General features: G+C 69.0%; 15 protein-coding genes and 1 tRNA gene. 8 read left to right on the top strand and 8 right to left on the bottom strand.

The genetic code is table 11. From position 1 onward, the window contains the following. Positions 1-33: 33 nt before the first annotated feature. The 5 genes from HW532_RS20420 to mutL all read left to right on the top strand — a co-directional run bounded on the left by HW532_RS20420 (position 34) and on the right by mutL (position 7,077). Positions 34-603, top strand: a complete 570-nt coding sequence (locus HW532_RS20420; protein WP_213162218.1) for a DUF3035 domain-containing protein — start codon at positions 34-36, stop codon at positions 601-603. Between the two features lie 145 nt (positions 604-748). Beyond that, complete coding sequence (locus HW532_RS20415; RefSeq protein WP_213162217.1) at positions 749-2,239, top strand: M16 family metallopeptidase; 1,491 nt, start codon at positions 749-751, stop codon at positions 2,237-2,239. Continuing rightward, a complete protein-coding gene (locus tag HW532_RS20410; protein WP_213162216.1) occupies positions 2,236-3,633 on the top strand; it encodes a M16 family metallopeptidase in 1,398 nt (465 codons plus the stop codon). Before HW532_RS20415 ends, HW532_RS20410 begins: the two co-directional genes overlap by 4 nt. Positions 3,634-3,765: 132 nt before the next feature. Further along, on the top strand, positions 3,766-5,088 hold the full coding sequence (locus HW532_RS20405; protein ID WP_246479334.1) for a glucose-6-phosphate isomerase: 1,323 nt from the start codon (positions 3,766-3,768) through the stop codon (positions 5,086-5,088). A gap of 120 nt (positions 5,089-5,208) precedes the next feature. Next, complete coding sequence (gene mutL / locus HW532_RS20400; protein WP_213162214.1) at positions 5,209-7,077, top strand: DNA mismatch repair endonuclease MutL; 1,869 nt, start codon at positions 5,209-5,211, stop codon at positions 7,075-7,077. 135 nt (positions 7,078-7,212) lie between these two features. Here the strand turns inward: mutL and gor are convergent, their stop codons facing one another. The 3 genes from gor to HW532_RS20385 are packed head-to-tail and all read right to left on the bottom strand — an operon-like array spanning position 7,213 to position 10,772. Next, positions 7,213-8,595 (bottom strand): glutathione-disulfide reductase, encoded by a 1,383-nt coding sequence (gene gor, locus HW532_RS20395; RefSeq protein WP_213162213.1) that lies wholly within the window; start codon positions 8,593-8,595, stop codon positions 7,213-7,215. Then, positions 8,592-9,299 (bottom strand): ribose-5-phosphate isomerase RpiA, encoded by a 708-nt coding sequence (gene rpiA / locus HW532_RS20390; protein ID WP_213162212.1) that lies wholly within the window; start codon positions 9,297-9,299, stop codon positions 8,592-8,594. Before rpiA ends, gor begins: the two co-directional genes overlap by 4 nt. 9 nt (positions 9,300-9,308) lie before the next feature. Further along, a complete protein-coding gene (locus HW532_RS20385; protein WP_213162211.1) occupies positions 9,309-10,772 on the bottom strand; it encodes an NAD-dependent succinate-semialdehyde dehydrogenase in 1,464 nt (487 codons plus the stop codon). Between the two features lie 231 nt (positions 10,773-11,003). On the opposite strand from HW532_RS20385, the gene gph reads away from it, so the two are divergent. The 3 genes from gph (at position 11,004) to HW532_RS20370 (ending at position 12,683) form a co-directional block, all read left to right on the top strand. Beyond that, positions 11,004-11,687, top strand: coding sequence for a phosphoglycolate phosphatase (gene gph / locus HW532_RS20380; RefSeq protein ID WP_213162210.1), 684 nt, complete (start codon positions 11,004-11,006; stop codon positions 11,685-11,687). 105 nt (positions 11,688-11,792) lie between these two features. After that, positions 11,793-11,868, top strand: a tRNA-Val gene (locus tag HW532_RS20375). A gap of 272 nt (positions 11,869-12,140) precedes the next feature. Then, entirely contained in the window at positions 12,141-12,683 is a 543-nt protein-coding gene (locus HW532_RS20370) for a hypothetical protein (protein WP_213162209.1), read from the top strand. A 36-nt stretch (positions 12,684-12,719) separates the two neighbouring features. Here HW532_RS20370 and maiA read toward each other — a convergent pair whose 3' ends face one another. The 5 genes from maiA to hflK form a co-directional block, all read right to left on the bottom strand. Then, the gene (gene maiA / locus HW532_RS20365) at positions 12,720-13,355 is read right to left on the bottom strand and encodes a maleylacetoacetate isomerase (protein WP_213162208.1); all 636 of its coding nucleotides are present in this window, start codon (positions 13,353-13,355) and stop codon (positions 12,720-12,722) included. 96 nt (positions 13,356-13,451) lie between these two features. Further along, positions 13,452-14,978, bottom strand: coding sequence for a DegQ family serine endoprotease (locus HW532_RS20360; protein ID WP_425491899.1), 1,527 nt, complete (start codon positions 14,976-14,978; stop codon positions 13,452-13,454). A gap of 236 nt (positions 14,979-15,214) precedes the next feature. Then, the gene (locus HW532_RS20355) at positions 15,215-15,397 is read right to left on the bottom strand and encodes a DUF2065 domain-containing protein (RefSeq protein WP_213162206.1); all 183 of its coding nucleotides are present in this window, start codon (positions 15,395-15,397) and stop codon (positions 15,215-15,217) included. Next, positions 15,394-16,368, bottom strand: a complete 975-nt coding sequence (gene hflC / locus HW532_RS20350; RefSeq protein ID WP_213162205.1) for a protease modulator HflC — start codon at positions 16,366-16,368, stop codon at positions 15,394-15,396. Before hflC ends, HW532_RS20355 begins: the two co-directional genes overlap by 4 nt. Next, entirely contained in the window at positions 16,365-17,519 is a 1,155-nt protein-coding gene (hflK, locus tag HW532_RS20345) for an FtsH protease activity modulator HflK (protein ID WP_213162204.1), read from the bottom strand. The genes hflC and hflK overlap by 4 nt, the downstream gene beginning before the upstream one ends. Between the last annotated feature and the right edge of the window lie 92 nt (positions 17,520-17,611).

Raw genomic sequence — 17,611 nt, 5'->3', positions numbered from 1 at the left:
CCTCCGGCTAAGTGGCTGAAGGTTCCGGATCAGTTGAGCACTGGGCGTAACATTTTCGCGGCCGTCCTCCTGGCGGCAGGCGCCGGCCTTTCAGGCTGCGGGTCGCCGGACGCCTCCATCAACGACGTGTTCGGCACGGGCAAGAATGTGCCCGACGAACGCCAGGTGCGCACCCATCAGGTGCTCGCCATGCCGCCCGATCTCCAGCTCAGGCCGCCCGGACAGGGCGAGAGCCAGAACGGCCAGCCGAACCAGGCGGCCGTGGAAGCGCAGCAGGCCGTGGCCTCCCGCGCGCCCCTGTCCCAGCCGCCGGACGCCCAGGCCAGCGCGCCGGCCCAGACGGCCGCGGCACCGGCTGCCCAGCCGACCGCCCCCGCCAGCGCACCGACACAGATCGCCAGTGCGAGCGCGGATGCCAATGCGGCCGCGAGCGGCGAGGATCAGGACATCTACGCCCGCTACGGCATCTCCAAGACGCATCCCGACGGAACGCCGAAGAGCGACCGCGAGCTCATCGAGGACCTGAAGAAGAAGAAGGCCGAGCTCGAGAAGTCGAAGAACCCGAATTACGGCACGATCTGGAACATCGGCAACCTGTTCTGACCGGCCTGCCCGCGCCTCTCCGCGTCCGCCGATTGCGGTCTGGCGGACGGTCGGGCGCGGCACGATATCGCCTTACCGATATTTAATTGGACAAGGCGACGGCCTGTCCACACCCTTAAGCCACACAGATTAAGGGAACGGTCTGATGGTCTCAGTGAATGCCCTGCTGCGCCCCGTGCGCAGACTTCCCGCAGGCGCGGCCTGCATCGCGCTCGGCCTCGCCGCCGCGACAGCGCTCACCGCCGCCCCCCTCGCCCCCGCCCGTGCGGAAAAGGCGGCCAAGCCACCGGCCGGGAGCGCGCAGTTCGCGCAGAACGTCTCTACCTTCACTCTCGACAACGGCATGCAGGTCGTGGTCATCCCCGACCACCGCGCGCCGGTCGTGACCCATATGGTGTGGTACCGCGTGGGCGCCGCCGACGAGCCGAAGGGCAAATCCGGCATCGCCCATTTCCTCGAGCACCTGATGTTCAAGGGCACCGAGACCGTGCCGCCCGGCGAGTTCTCCAAGATCGTGCGGCGCAATGGCGGCGAGGACAACGCGTTCACCGGCCAGGACTACACCGCCTATTACCAGCGCATCGCCAAGGACCGGCTGCCCCTCGTCATGAAGCTGGAGGCCGACCGCATGGTCAATCTCCAGCTCGACGAGAAGAATGTCGGGACCGAGCTGGAGGTGATCAAGGAGGAGCGGCGCATGCGGGTCGACAACGAGCCGTCGAGCCGTCTCAACGAGCAGGTCGACGCCGCCCTCTATGTGGCCCATCCCTACGGCACGCCGGTGATCGGCTGGCCGGACGAGATGGCCGGGCTCACGCTCGACGACGCCCTCTCCTTCTACCGCACCTACTACACGCCGCGGAACGCGATCCTGGTGGTCGCCGGCGACGTGACGGCGGACGAGGTGAAGTCGCTCGCCGAAACCTATTACGGGCCTTTGCAGAACACCGGCGCGCCGGGCGCGCGCGAGCGCGTCGCCGAGCCGGCGCCCCAGGCGGAACGCCTCGTCACCCTGCGCGACGCCAAGGTCCCCTCCCCCAGCGTGCGCCGCAGCTATCTCGCGACCTCCTATTCGCGCGCCGAGCCCGGCGAGGCGGAAGCCCTCGACATCCTCGCCTATGTGCTGGGCGACGGCACGACCAGCCGGCTCTACCGCGACCTCGTGGTCGACAAGAAGATCGCCACCTATGCCGGCGCCTGGTATTCCGGCGACGGGCTCGACTACGGCACGATCGGCGTCTATGCCGCGCCCGTTCCCGGCCACGATATCGCGGATGTGGAGGCCGAGCTCGACACCGTGCTGGCCGACGTGGTCGAGAACGGCATCACCGGGAAGGAGCTCGCCGACGCCAAGCGCTCGCTCCTGGCGGAGACCGTCTATGCGCTCGACAGCCAGGTGCGGCTTGCTCGGGTGTTCGGCATCGCGCTGACCACCGGCCTCGACGTCGACGCGGTGCGCGACTGGCCGGCCCGTATCGAGGCGGTCACGCTCGACGAGGTCAAGGCGGCGGCGCGCAAGTATCTCGCGCCCGAGCGCTCGGTGACCGGCCTCCTCCTGAAGCCCGCACGGGCGGCGGCGACCGGGGCCACCGAGACGGCCCCCGAGGCGAAGACAAACGGGGAGACAGAGTCGTGAGCCACACAGCCGCGCGCTTCAACGCACCCACACGCCCGCGCCTCGCGTCTCGCTGGGCCGCCGCCTGCGCCGTCCTCGTCGCGCTGGTCGCGCTCGCCGCCCCCGCGCAGGCCTTCGAGATCCAGGAGGTCAGGAGCCCCGGCGGCATCACCGCCTGGCTCGTCCAGGACGACACCGTGCCGATCGTCGCCATGGACTTCGCCTTCGACGGCGGCGCCGCCGCCGATCCGGAGGACAAGGCCGGGCTCGCCAACTTCCTGTCCGGCATGCTGGACGAGGGCGCGGGCGACATGACGTCGGAGGCCTTCCAGAACCGGCTGGAGGAGCTCGCCGTCAAGCTCTCCTTCAATGCCGACCGCGACAATTTCTCCGGCAGCCTGCAGACCCTGTCGCGCAACCGCGACGAGGCCTTCGTCCTGCTCAGGCTCGCGCTGACCGAGCCCCGGTTCGACGCCCAGCCGCTGGAGCGGGTGCGCAACCAGATCCTCGTCGGACTGAAGCGCGCGGCGGAGGATCCCCACCAGATCGCCAATGCCGCCTGGATGAGGCAGGCGCTCGGCGACCATCCCTATGCCCGCGACCCGGACGGGACGCAGGACACCGTCGCCGCGATCTCCGCGGACGATCTCGGAGCGCTCGCCGGGCGGCTCTTCGCCCGCGACGCGCTGACCGTCGCCGTCGTCGGCGATATCGACGCGGCAACGCTCGGACGCCTTCTGGACGAGACCTTCGGCGCCCTGCCGGAGACCTCCGGCATGCCCGAGATCGCGGAGGCCACGGTCAGCGACGAAGGCGCGGTGGAGGTCGTCAACCGCGACATTCCCCAGAGCGTCATCCAGTTCGGCGCCAGGGGCCTGAAGCGCGACGATCCCGACTTCGTGCCCGCCTATGTCATGAACTTCGTGCTCGGCGGCGGCGGCTTCGGCTCCAGGCTCATCGAGGAGGTGCGCGAGAAGCGGGGCCTGAGCTACTCGGTCTTCAGCTATATCTACCCGCTCGACCATGCCGGCCTGTTCGTCGGCGGGGCGGCGACGCGCAACGACCGCGCCCGCGAGACCATCGACATCCTGCGCAAGGAGATCGCGCGCATGGCGAAGGACGGCCCGAGCGAGACGGAGCTCGAGGAGGCCAAGACCTATCTCACCGGCTCCTATCCGCTGCGCTTCGACACCAACACCAAGATCGCCGGCGAGCTCCTCGGCATCCAGCTCGAAGAGCTCGGCATCGACTATGTGGAGAACCGCAACGCCATGATCGAGGCGGTGACCATCGACGATGTCAGGCGCGTCGCCCGCGAGCTTCTCAAGCCCGACGCGCTCATCTTCTCCGTGGTCGGCCAGCCCCAGGGCGTGACCTCGTCGGAGCCCGAGCCGGCGGACGCGACGAAAGGGTAGTCCTCGGGGCTACCCTCCCGTCTTCCCCCGCCCTCGCCCTGCCTTTGAGCTTTCCGCGCGGATCATCACGATTTCGCCCCACACTCCCGGCTAAACTCGCCTGTGCGAACAGACCAAGGGGGATGGCATTCCGTGACATACGCTCAAGATATTTCGCGCTGCCTGGAGGAGACAATCGGCTCCGGCGGCATCGGCAGGGACGCGCTCGACGCGGCGCTGGAGAAGACCGGCCCGGTCCTGGACGGCCTCAGGGCGCGCCATGAGGACGGCACGCTTCCCCTCCTGCGCCTGCCCGGCCGGAGCGACGATCTGGAGACCTGCCGGCAGGCCGTCGAGACGCTGCTGCGCGGCGCGCGCGACGTCGTCGTCTTCGGCACGGGCGGGTCGAGCCTCGGCGGCCAGGCGCTCGTCCAGCTCGCCGGCTGGCGCACGCCGGGGCCGGCCGCGCTGCCGGGCGCGGAAGAGCGCTATCTCCACTTCTTCGACAATCTCGACGGCCCCTCGCTTCAGGCCGCGCTCAAGCGCTTCGACCTCAAGACGACGCGCTTCATCGTCATCTCCAAATCCGGCAACACGCCGGAGACGCTCGTCCAGACCCTCGCCGCGCTCGAGGCGCTGAAGGCGGCGGGACTTGAGTGGAACCTCGCCCAGCATCTCCTTGCCGTCACCGAGCCCGGCGACGGCGAGCGCAACGCGCTGAGGCGGCTCATGACCTATCACGACGTGCCCGTGCTCGAGCACGACCCGAAGATCGGCGGGCGCTATTCCGTGCTCTCCGCGGTCGGCGTGCTGCCCGCCCTCGTGGCCGGCCTCGACGTGGAGGCGCTCAGGATGGGCGCCGCCGACGTTCTCGCGCCGATCCTGGAGGGCCACCCCCCCGGCAATGTGGCGCCCGCCGTCGGCGCGGCGGTCAATCTGGCGCTTGCGGAGGAGCGCGACGTCAACGCCGTGGTGATGATGCCCTATGCCGACCGGCTGCGGCTGTTCTCGAGCTGGTTCGTGCAGCTCTGGGCGGAAAGCCTCGGCAAGAACGGAGGGGGCAGCCTGCCGGTCGCCGCCGCCGGACCGGTCGACCAGCATTCGATCCTCCAGCTCTTCCTCGACGGACCGGCCGACAAGCTCTTCAACATCGTCTCCTGGCCGAGCGCCGGCGAGGGGCCGCGCGTCCCGGCGGAGCTGCGCAACGATTCGCTCGTCGGCTATCTCGCCGGGCGCGCCGTCGGCGATCTGACCGACTGCCAGCAGCGCGCGACCGCCGAAACGCTCGCCCGCCGCGGCCGGCCCGTGCGCGTGATCGCGCTCGAACGCCTCGACGAGCGCTCCCTCGGCGCTCTCCTCATGCATTTCATGCTGGAGACGATTATCATGGGGGGCCTGATGGGAGTCGATCCGTTCGACCAGCCCGCCGTGGAGGAGAGCAAGGTGCTCACCCGCGAGTATCTGGCCATGATGTAGAGACGATGTGACGTTCGGGCCCTGCCCGCTCCGCCGCCCGGTCACCCACGGAAGGATCGTTGTCATGGGCGGCCGGGTGGGGAAGCGGGCAGGCACCGGCCGAAGGGAAGAGAGAAACCCATGCGCATTCGGCGCCTGCCGGACGGGGTCATCAACCGAATCGCTGCCGGCGAGGTCATCGAGCGCCCCGCGAGCGTCGTGAAGGAGCTCGTCGAGAACGCCATAGACGCCGGTGCGACGGCCATCGACGTGATCTTCGCGGAAGGCGGGCGCACGCTGATCCGCGTCACCGACGACGGCTGCGGCATGGATCCGCAGGAGTTGACGCTGGCGGTCGAGCGCCACGCGACCTCCAAGCTCGCCGACGACGCGCTGCTGAGGATCGAGACAATGGGCTTCCGCGGCGAGGCCCTGCCCTCCATCGGGGCGGTGAGCCGGCTGTCCATCGTGTCGCGCCCGCCGGGCGCGGAGACCGCGCACGAGATCCGCGTGGAGGGCGGGCGCCTTGCAGGACCGAAGCCCGCGGCGCTGGGCGGCGGCACGCGCATCGAGGTGCGCGACCTCTTCTATGCCGTGCCGGCGCGGCTGAAGTTCCTCAAGTCGCAGCGCGCGGAGACCACGGAGGCGAGCGAGGTCGTCAAGCGGCTCGCCATGGCGCATCCCGACATCGCCTTCTCGCTTACGGGCAATGAGCGCAACCTCCTGACCTATCCCGCCGGCACCCGCGACGAGGCGGGGTTCCGGCGCCGGCTCGGCGCCATCATGGGCCGCGAGTTCACCGAGAACGCGCTGACCGTCGCGGAGGAGCGCGAGGGCGTGCGGCTGACCGGCCTTGCCGGCCTCCCGACCCTCAACCGCGCCTATGCCAACATGCAGTTCCTGTTCGTCAACGGACGGCCCGTGCGCGACCGCCAGCTCACCGGCGCGGTGCGCGGCGCCTATCAGGACACGCTGCCGCGCGGCCGCCACCCCATGCTCGCGCTGTTCATCGACTGCGCGCCGGAGGATGTGGACGTCAATGTCCATCCCGCGAAGGCGGAGGTGCGCTTCCGCGACCAGGGCCTCGTGCGCGGGCTCATTGTCGGCGCGATCCGCCGGGCGCTCGCGGCCGCGGGCCACCGCGCCTCGACCAGCCTGGGGGGCGCCGCGCTCGACGCGCTGAACGAGACGGCGCCGCCGCAGGCCGCCGGGCCGGCTGACGCCGCGCACTACCCCCCTGCCCCGCAGCGCCAGCCCTATGCCATGGCCGGGCTTGCCGAGCAGGCCGCCGCCTATCATGCACCGCTCGACCTGCCGGCAGCCGCTCCGTCGGCGGCGCCCCGGCCCGCCCATGGCCTGCCGGGCCTTGCCGAGCCGTCCGCCGATGCGCGCATCGAGGAGGCCTCCGCGCAGGATGCCGGGCAGGTCGCCCGTCCGCTCGGCGCGGCCCGCGCCCAGCTCCACGAGAACTACATCGTCGCCCAGACCGAGGACGGCGTGGTGATCGTCGACCAGCACGCCGCCCATGAGAGGCTCGTCTATGAGCGCATGAAGGCGGCGCTGGCGCGCGACGGCATCGCCCGCCAGCCGCTTCTGGTGCCGGAGGTGGTGGATCTCGACGAGACGGCGGCCGACCGGCTCATCGCCGCCGGGGACGAGCTGGCCGATCTCGGCCTCGTCCTGGAGGGCTTCGGGCCGGGCGCGGTCGCGGTGCGCGAGGTACCCGCCCTTCTCGGCAAGGTGGACGCGAAGGCGATGCTGCAGGACCTCTCAGACGAGCTCGGCGAGCTCGGCGAGATCTTCACGCTCAAGGAGCATATCGACCATGTGCTCGCCACCATGGCCTGCCACGGCTCGGTGCGCTCCGGCCGGCGCCTGAAGCCTGAGGAGATGAACGCCCTCCTGCGCGAGATGGAGGCCACGCCCCGCTCCGGCCAGTGCAATCACGGCCGGCCGACCTATGTGGAGCTCAAGCTCGCCGATATCGAGAAGCTGTTCTCGCGGCGGTAACGACGCACGATCGCCGCTTGCGACGCGCTCACCCCGGCGCGCTCCCGCCGCGACGCTTTCCTGTCCCCCTCTCCCCTCGCGGGAGAGGGAGGGGCCCATCGCGTGAAGCGATGGGAGGGTGAGGGGGTTTAGGGTTTACTCCGCCGCCGCCCTGGCCGGCTGCCATTTCTCGCGCATGGTGACGAGCTCTTCCGCGGCGGTGGGATGGACGGCAACCGTCGCGTCGAAATCGGCCTTGGTGGCGCCCATCCTGACGGCGATGCCGAGCGCCTGGATCATCTCGCCCGCCCCGTCGCCCAGAATGTGACAGCCGACCACCACGTCGCTCTCGCCATCGACCACGAGCTTCATGATCATGCGCTCGTCGAGGCCGGACAGCGTGTGCTTCATGGGGCGGAAGGCCGACTTGTAGATATCGACGCTGTTGAGACGCTCGCGCGCCTCCGCCTCCGTCAGGCCGACCGTGCCGATCTCCGGCTGGGAGAAGACCGCACTCGCGATGGTCTCGTGATCGACCGCCGTCGGGTTGTCGTTGAAGACGGTCTCCGCGAAGGCCGCGCCCTCGCGGATCGCCACGGGGGTCAGGTTCACCCGGTCGGTCACGTCGCCGACGGCGTAGATATTGGGAACGGAGGTCTGCGAATACTCGTCGACCGCCACATGCCCGTTCCAGCCGCGCTTCACGCCGGCCGCCTCCAGCCCCAGGCCCTCGGCGTTCGGCACGCGGCCCGTCGCATACATGACGAGGCCGGTCGCGAGCACGTCGCCGGAATTGAGCGTGACCTCGTAGCCCCCCTCGCCTGCCGGCGCGATGCGCTCGATATCGCTCATGACGCGCACGTCGATGCCCTTGGCGTCCATCGCCTCGTGAAGGCCGGCGCGCAGGTCGTCGTCGAAGCCGCGCAGGATCTCGTCGCCGCGATAGACGAGCGTCGTCTTCACGCCGAGCCCGTTGAAGATGCCGGCGAACTCGACCGCGATATAGCCGCCGCCGACAATGGTGATGTGGTCGGGCAGACGGTCCAGGTGGAAGGCCTCGTTGGAGGTGATGCCGTGCCCGGCACCCTCGACATCCGGCACGAAGGGCCAGGCGCCGGTCGCGATGAGGATCTTGTCCGCCGTCACGTCGCGGCCTTCCGCCTCCAGATGGACGGTATGGGCGTCCTTCAGCCGCGCCCTCGTCTGGAGGATCTCGACCCCGGCGGCCTTCAGCCCCTTGATGTAGAGGCCGTTCAGCCGGTCGATCTCGCGGTCCTTGTTGGCGATCAGCCTCGCCCAGTCGAAGCGCGCCTCGCCGGGCGTCCAGCCGAAGCCCCGGGACGCCTCGAACTCCTCCGCGAAATGGCTCGCATAGACGAACAGCTTCTTCGGCACGCAGCCGCGGATCACGCAGGTGCCGCCGACGCGATATTCCTCTGCCACGGCCACGCGCGCGCCATGCCCCGCCGACATGCGCGCCGCGCGCACGCCGCCCGAGCCCGCGCCGATGACGAAGAGGTCGTAATCATAGGCGCTCATCGCGTCATCTCCTCCACGCCGCCGGGCGTGCCGATCAGGGCGAGGTTCGCCATGCCGAGGAACAGGCCGTGTTCGACCACGCCCGGTATGGCATTGAGTGCCTCCCCGAAGGCGTCCGGATCGGGGATCTCCCCGAACTGGCCGTCATAGACGAGGTTGCCGCCATCGGTGAGTAACGGCCCGTCGCCGGTCTGGCGCATGCGCATGCGCACCGGCCCCTCCATGCCGAAATGCTCCGCCGCCCGCTCGATCCGCAAGGCGGTGGCCGCCGCGCCGAAGCGAACGACCTCGATGGGCAGCGGGAACCGCCCGAGGACATCGACGCGCTTGGACTCGTCGGCAATGACGATCATGCGGGCCGACGCGCCCGCGACGATCTTCTCGCGCAGCAGCGCCCCACCGCCGCCCTTGACGAGCCGGAGCGCGGGATCGATCTCGTCGGCCCCGTCGACGGTGAGGTCGAGTGCGGGCGTGTCGTCGAGCGTGGTGAGCGGAATGCCGAGCGCGCGCGCCTGTTGCTCGGTGGCCAGCGAGGTCGGCACGCACACGACGTCGAGCCCCGCCTTCACCTTCTCGCCGAGCGCGTCGACGAACAGCTTCGCCGTCGAGCCCGTGCCCAATCCGAGCCTCATGCCCGGCGTGACGTGCTCAAGCGCGGCCAGGGCCGGCGCGCGCTTGAGCTCGATTGTCTGGGAAGACCTCATCCGGTTCGCTTACCGCCCGAGGCCGCCCATCAGCATGTATTTGAGCTCGGTGAACTCCTCGATGCCGTGGTGGGAGCCCTCGCGGCCAAGGCCGGATTCCTTGATGCCGCCGAACGGCACCGTCTCGCCGGAGAGGATGCCCTCATTGACGCCGACCATGCCGTATTCGAGGCCCTCCGCCACACGCCAGCAGCGGCCGATATCGCGGCTGAAGAAGTAGGCGGCGAGCCCGAAGGGCGTATCGTTGGCCATGGCGACCGCCTCGTCCTCCTCCTTGAAGCGGAAGAGCGGGGCGACGGGCCCGAAGGTCTCCTCGTTGGTGACCAGCATCCGGGTGGTGACGTTGCGGATCACGGTCGGCTCGTAGAAATTGCCGCCGAGTTCGTGGCGATGGCCGCCGACGACCACCTCGCCGCCATTGGCCACGGCGTCGGCCACATGGCGCTCGACCTTCTCGATGGCCTGCTCGTTGATCAGCGGCCCGATATTGACGCCGACCTCCATGCCGTCGCCCACCTTGAACTTGAGCACCTCGCTGGCGAGCCGCTCCGCGAAGGCGTCGTAGATGCCGTCCTGGACGAGGATGCGGTTGGCGCACACGCAGGTCTGGCCCGCATTGCGGAATTTCGAGGCCATGGCCCCGGCGACGGCGGCGTCGAGATCGGCATCGTCGAACACGATGAAGGGCGCATTGCCGCCGAGCTCGAGCGCGACCTTCTTCACGGTGGAGGCGGACTGGCGCATCAGGAGCTTGCCGACCTCGGTGGAACCGGTGAAGCCGATGGCGCGCACCAGCGGGCTGGTGGTCAGCTCCTCGCCGATGGCGGGCGCGGAGGCCGCCGAGCCCGTGACGATGTTGAGCACGCCCTTCGGGAAGCCCGCGCGCTCGGCGAGCTCGGCGAGGGCGAGCGCGGTGAGCGGGGTGTCCTCGGCCGGCTTGCAGACCGCCGTGCAGCCCGCCGCGAAGGCCGGCGCGACCTTGCGGGTGATCATGGCGGCCGGGAAGTTCCACGGCGTGATCGCGCCGACGACGCCGATCGGCTGGCGGATGACCACCACGCGGGCATCGGCCTTCGGGCTCGGAATGGTCTCGCCGTAAACGCGCTTGGCCTCTTCGGCGTAGAACTCGACGAAGGAGGCGGCATAGGCGACCTCGCCGCGCGATTCGGTGAGCGGCTTGCCCATCTCAGCCGTCATCAGCCGGGCGATGTCGTCCTGGTTCTCCATGATGAGCTCGAACCAGCGGCGCAGGATCAGATAGCGCTCGCGCGCGGTCAGCGCGGCCCATCCCTTGAAGGCGGCATTGGCGGCCTCGATCGCGCCGCGCGTCTCTTCCGCGCCGAAATCGGGGACGGAGGCCAGAACCTCGCCGGTGGCGGGGTTCTTCACCTCGAACGTCTTCGCGCCGCCGACCCATTCGCCGCCGATATAGCTCTTGTCCTTGAACAGCGACTTGTCGTTCAGAAAGTCCATCGTGATCCTCTCCCAAAAGTGAAACTCCGCGCGCCCCGGGTCTCGTGCCCGGCGCTTCAACGGCGGCCTCGACCTGCTATTTAAGCGACGTGCCGCCCATGAGCAAATCCGGGTTCGGCGCATAGCAGGCCTGCGGCGACCGGGTGGCTTGCGGAACGGCGCCATTTGCGCTTCAACATCGCGAAGGCACGCGGCCGCGACGGCCGCCCCCCGAACGGAGCATTTCCCGGCATGGGCGTCACCAGACCATCCGCAATCGTGTTCGACCTCGACGGCACCCTGGTCGACACCGCGCCCGACCTCGCCGCGGCGATGAACCATGTCCTCGCCTTGCACGGCCGGCGCGCGGTGCCTCTCGACAGGGTGCGCCACATGGTCGGACGCGGCGCCCGCGTGCTCATGGCGCGGGGCTTCTCGGAGACGGGTTCGCCCGCCGAAGACAGAGTCATAGAGGAGCTTTATGGCGAGTTTCTCGACTATTATCTGAAGAATATCGCGGCCGCCAGCCGGCCCTTTTCGGGCCTTCCCGGCGTGCTCTCAAGGCTGGAGGGCGAGGCGGTGGCGCTCGGCGTGTGCACCAACAAGCCCGAAAGCGCCGCCCACGCCCTCCTGCAGGCGCTGGATCTCGGCGGCCATTTCGGGGCGGTCATCGGCGGCGACACGCTGCCGGTCAGCAAGCCCGATCCGGCAACCGCGCTGGAGACGCTCAGGCGGCTCGACGCCGATCCCGCCGCGGCGGTCTTCGTGGGCGACAGCGAGACCGACATCCTGACCGCGCGGGCCGCCGGGCTGCCCGTGATCGGCGTGTCCTTCGGCTATACGGAGGCCCCCGTGGAGACCTTCGGCCCGGACGCCATGATCGACCGGTTCGACGAACTGCCCGCCGCAATCGAGGCCGTTCTCGCCAGGCGCTGAGCATTCTCTCCGCAATCGGGCCACAGCCAGCTTGACTTGGCCGAACGCTCCCCTTTATATCCCCGTCATGCGGACGGGACCTCGCGAGCCGAGGTCCCCGGCGCCGGGCGGTTAGCTCAGCTGGTAGAGCACTGTGTTCACATCGCAGGGGTCACTGGTTCAAGTCCAGTACCGCCCACCATTCATTCCCCCCAATATCGCCTGAATACCCGTGTTCCGACCGGCGGGCCGGATCGCGGTCGGCTGGCAAGCGGTCATGGTTGCCCCGACGAGGCACGCCCCGCTCCGGGTTCGTACGCCACAGTCATTCGGGGTTAGCCCCCATGAACACAACCTTTGGTGATATTTTTTATTGATATATACTATCAATCGAGAATCGCCGAGAGATCCGAGAGACGGAGCGATTCGGAATACATCCGCATTTCAGCCCGACGACTATGGAAAGTGGTCGATATGCAGCATTCAACGCCACAGGCCGCCGCATGGACCGACATGGACCGGTTGTTTCAGGAGACGTCGCCGGAGGCCCCCGCCAACCGGCGCCAGGACACAGGGGACTGGCAGGACGACGCGCTCTTCGACACTACAGGCGCGGGCGGCCCCCGTCCTGCGGCCGACCGCGGTCCCGCCCATGCGAGCCGGGACTGGGAGCACGCCACGGCGCAGCCGGCCCATGTCGACGACTGGCGCACCAACGGGCCTGGACATGCCCCGCGCCACGACCCCGCGACCGCCGACGCGGCGATGCGCCGGCTGGCAAGGCCCTATCAGGAGATCCGTCTGGCTCTCAGGTCCCAGCAGCGCCGCACCAATGTCCTGCTCGCGATGGCGGCCTTCCTGTTCGTTCTCGCAAGCCTCGGCATCGTTCTCGACGTGGCCGGAGCGCAACTTGACGGACAGCTCGACAGCCCGCTCGGGTGCCGGGCCCATGGCGGCCTGTGGGGCGAGACCGGAAACGGCCAGACATATTGCGTGTTCTGGACGCAGCGCCCCTAGGCCGGGCTGTCGGGCCGTCGCGGCGGTCTTCGGCGCTCAGGCCGTCGCCGGCGCGTCGGGCTGGCGGTCGGGATGGGCGGCGGCGAAGGCCTCGAGCGCGCCGCATGTCGCCTCCACCGCCCGGATCCTCGGGAAATCGGCGAGGTCCACCTCGAAGCGGCGCGCATTGTAGACCTGCGGGACGAGGCAGATATCGGCGAGCGTGACGCGGTCGCCATGGCAATAGCCATCCGCGCCGATGAGCTGCTCGATCGCCTCGAAGCCGGTCCGGATCCAGTGGGCGTACCACGCCTGCGACGTCGCGCCGTCGAGATGAAGCGTGTCGGTGAGATAGTTGCGCACCCGCGTATTGTTGAGCGGGTGGATCTCGCAGGCGACCATCTGGGCGAGCGCGCGCACTTTGGCGCGATCCTCCCGCCCGGCGGGCAGGAAGGGCGGCTCCGGCCAGGTCTCGTCCAGATACTCCATGATGGCGAGGGACTGGGTGAGCACCGTGCCGTCGTCGAGCATGAGGGCCGGCACGAGGCTCTGCGGATTGATCGCCCTGAAATCCTCCGCGTGCTGGGCGCCGTCGAGCGCCACGGCGTGCGCCTCGGGCTCAAGCCCCTTCAGCCTGAGCGCGATGCGAACCCGATAGGCCGCGGAACTGCGAAAATAGGTGAAAAGCTTCACCGCCCCCTCCCTCCGGCTCTGCACGATGGCCCTCGCGAGACGGCGGGGCGCCCGGCGACAGGCCGGACGCCCGAAAACCCCGCGCGAGAGCGATCGCTACTCGTTCTCGTCCTCGCCCTTCTCGACCTGGATGGCGAGGAAGCGCATGTCGCCGTCGCGGTTGGCGACCAGAAGCAGGATGGACCGGCGGCCTTCCTTGACGAGGGCGGAGACCCGGCGCTGCACGTCGGCCGGCTCCGACACCGGCTCCTGGCCCACCTGCACGATCACATTGCCGGCCTCGATGCCCTTGTCGGCGGCCGGCCCGTCGTCGTTGACGGCGGCGATCAGCACGCCATCGACCGACTCGTCGATGCCGTAGCGCTGGCGGGCCTCGGGCGTGAGCTGCGCGAGCTCCAGGCCAAGCAGCGTCTCCGGCATGGCGCCGTCCTTGTCGTCGCCCTCGTCGGAGGAGTTCCCGGCAATGAGCTTCTCGCCCTCGTCGAGGTCGCCGAGCGTCACCGAGATGGTCTGCTCCTCGCCATTGCGCAGCACCACGACATCGACCGCCTTGCCGATGGCCGTATTGGCCACGACGCGGGGCAGATCGCGCATTTCCGGAACCGGCTTGCCGTCGAACTCCACGATCACGTCGCCGGGCTTGATGCCGGCCTCCTCCGCGGGGCCGCCCTTGGTGACGTCGGCCACCAGCGCGCCGCGCGGCTCCGACAGGCCGAAGCTCTCCGCCAGATCGTCCGTCACGGTCTGCACCCGCACGCCGAGCCAGCCCCGGCGCACCTCGCCATAGCGGCGAAGCTGGTCGATCACGCGGGCCGCGGTCGTGGCGGGAATCGCGAAGCCGATGCCGATCGACCCGCCGGACGGCGAGATGATCGCGGTGTTGATGCCCACGACCTCGCCATCCATGTTGAACAGCGGACCGCCGGAATTGCCGCGGTTGATGGCCGCGTCGGTCTGGATGAAATCGTCATAGGGCCCGGCATTGATATTGCGGTTGCGCGCCGACACGATGCCGAGCGTCACCGATCCGCCGAGGCCGAAGGGGTTGCCGATGGCCATCACCCAGTCGCCGACCCTGAGCGCGTCGGACGAGCCGAAGGTCACCGCCGTCAGCGGCTTTTCCGGCTCGACCCTCAGGAGCGCGAGGTCGGTCTTGGTGTCGCGGCCGATGAGCTCCGCCTTCAGCGTGGAGCCGTCGGACAGGTTGACCTCGATCTCGTCGGCATCGGAGATGACGTGGTTGTTGGTGACCACGATGCCGTCCGGATCGATCACGAAGCCGGAGCCCAGCGAGTTGACCCGCCGGCGCGGCGTGTCGCCATTGGGCCGCTGCTGGTTGAAGAACTCGTCGAAGAAATCCTTGAAGGGCGATCCCGGCGGCAGGTTCGGCATCGGGATCGTTTCCTGGGCGGACGCGCGCTGGGAGGTCGAGATATTGACCACGGCGTCCGACAGCTCATCGGCCAGATCCGCCACCGACTGCGGTCCCTGTGCCCGGGCCGGCCCCGCCTGAAGGGCCATCGCCGCCACTGCCCACAGCATGACAAGCGTCGCCAGCGACCTCATCGCGCCCCCGGACATCCGGTCGGCGCGCCGATCACAGGCTGGTGCTCGGAAACCCATTTCGCCACCTCTCTACCGCTGGTACGGACCTCTGCATTGCACCCCACGCCAATCGCACGACAAGCCGACGTCATTATGGCGCGGCCGCAAGCCGCCACGATTATCCTAGAGCAACCGGCGCCCGGTCGCACACCGCTAAGTCGCTCCGGCGCTCCGGGAGCGATCAACTTTCTGCAATGCAGGCGTGACCGCCGGCTTGCAGGTCGCCCCCCGTGCGGACGCCGGGCACGGATGCCCTAGCGAACGAGCCACACGATCAGCACGCCCAGCGTCAGCGCCGCGAGCCCGCCGGACCGCAAGGTGCTGTCCGGCAGGTCCTGGGCGGCGTGCATCATCGTCTTCACGCCGCCCGGAAACGCCGCATAGAGCACTCCCTCGATCACCAGCACCAATCCGAGCGCGGTGACGAGTTCGCTCATTGCGCGGCGCCGGCCCCTTCTGCCGTGCCGGAGGCCGGCGGCACCGGAGCGGACCGGGCCTCGCCGGACCGGCCGGCACTGCTAGCCGTGCCGCCATCGCGCATCAGCCGATCGGAGCTGAAATACTCGAAGAACTCCGAATCGGGCCGCAGCACGAGCGTCGTGTCGTTGCCCCGCAGGCTCTTGCGGTAGGCCTCCAGGGACCGGAAGAAGGAGAAGAACTCCGGCGCCTGGTTGTAGGCCGCGGCGAAGATGCCGTTGCGCTCCGCATCGCCCTGGCCCCGGATGATCTCGCCGTCGCGGCGGGCTTCCGAGACCAGGATCACGGCGGTGCGGTCCGCCTGCGCCCGGATGGTGAGGCTGCGCTCGGTGCCGACCGCGCGGATCTCCTCCGCCTCGGCCAGACGCTCCGCGCTCATCCGGTCATAGGTGCTCTGCAGCACCTCCGGCAGGAGGTCGGTGCGCCGGATGCGGACATCGACGATCTCTATGCCGATCTCGTTGGCGTTCGGCCTGAGATCGTCGCGGATCTCGCGCATCATCTGCTCGCGCTCCTCCGACAGGGCCGCATCGAAGGACCGCTTGCCGTAGGTCGCCCTGAGCGCGGCTTCCAGTCGGGTTTCGAGCCGCTGGCGGGCGAGCCGCAGATTGGCCTCCACCGCCTCGCGGAACCGGCGCGCGTTCTCGATGCGGAACATCGTGATCGTGTCGACGAGATAGCGCCGCCCGTCCACGACCTGGACGCGCTTGTCGTTGCTCTCGAAGAACAGGATCCGCTTGTCGATATAGACCACCTGGTCGATGAAGGGCACCTTGAAGTAGAGGCCCGGATCGTTCACGTCGCGCTGGATCTGGCCGAAGCGGACCACCAGCGCCTTCTCGCGCTCGTCGACGATGAAGGTCGAGGCATAGGTGCCGATGACCACCGCGGCGACGAGAATCAGGAGAGCGTTTCTCAGTCCTGCCTTCATTGCGACGCTCCCCTGTTGCCGGATGCGGAATCCGAGGACGACTGGCTGCGCTGCTTCTGCACTTCCGGCAGCGGCAGGTAGGGCACCACGCCGGAACCGCCGGCGCCTTCCTCGATGATCACCTTGTTGGACTGGCCGAGCACGCTCTCCATCGTCTCCAGGAAGAGCCGCTTGCGGGTCACGTCCTCCGCCTTCTTGTACTCCTCATAGACCTGCAGGAAGCGCTGCGAGGCGCCCTGCGCGTCGGCCACGACGCGGCCCTTGTAGCCCTCGGCCTCCTCGCGGAGCTGGGCGGCCTCGCCGCGCGCCTCGCCGAGGCGGCGGTTGGAGTATTTCTGCGCGTCCTCGATGAACTTGTCCTGGTCCTGCTTGGCGCGCTGGACCTCCTCGAAGGCGTCGGCGACCGCGGTCGGCGGGTCGGCGCGCTCGATATTGACACTCGCCAGCTGGATGCCGGCGCCATAGGAATCGAGCGTGCGCTGGATGAGGTTCTGAACGGAATCCTGCACCTCCGCGCGGCCCGTCGTGCGCACCACTTCCGCCGTATTGCGGCCGACCACGTCGCGCATGGCGCTTTCGGCGACCACGCGGACCATCTGCTCCTGATTGGAGATGTTGAAGAGATAGGCGCGCGGATCGGCGATCCGCCAGAGGACCGTGAACTCGATATCCACGATGTTCTGGTCGCCGGTGAGCATCAGCCCCTCGTCGTCCTGCCGGCCCGACGTGTTGGTGCCGATCCGTGTCTCGTTCTGGCGCAGGGCCGGAACGGTCTCGACCGTCTCGATGGGCCAGAAGACATAGTGCAGGCCGGGCTGGGTCTCGCCCGGCTCGGCGCGGCCGAACAGGAGCTCGATGCCGACCGAATCCGGCTGGACGCGATAGAGCCCGTTCCAGACGAAGATGCCGATAATGCCGATGACGATCAGGCCCCAGACGAAGAAGCCCGGTCCCCCGCTGCCGCTTCCGCCCCCGCCGCCGGGGATGAAATCCTTCAGCCGGTCCTGCCCCTTCCTGAGCAGTTCTTCCAGATCGGGCGGATTGGGGCGCTGACCGCCGCCACCGCCGCCTTGGGGGCCTTGGCCCCAGGGTCCGCGGCCTCCACCGCCTCCCTGCCAGCCTCCGCCGCCGCCTTGATTACTCCAGGGCATGAGTTACCTGTCCTCTTCCCGCTCTTTGCTTTGCTTTTCTGTTCGTGATGACGGATCGGTGCGACCGCAACACACTCTTTGGTTATGGGCGC

Origin of the sequence: Kaustia mangrovi (genome assembly GCF_015482775.1) — a bacterium.
Taxonomy (GTDB): domain Bacteria; phylum Pseudomonadota; class Alphaproteobacteria; order Rhizobiales; family Im1; genus Kaustia; species Kaustia mangrovi.
The sequence above is the reverse complement of the archived record's forward strand: the minus strand, read 5'-3'. Positions and strand labels throughout refer to the sequence as shown.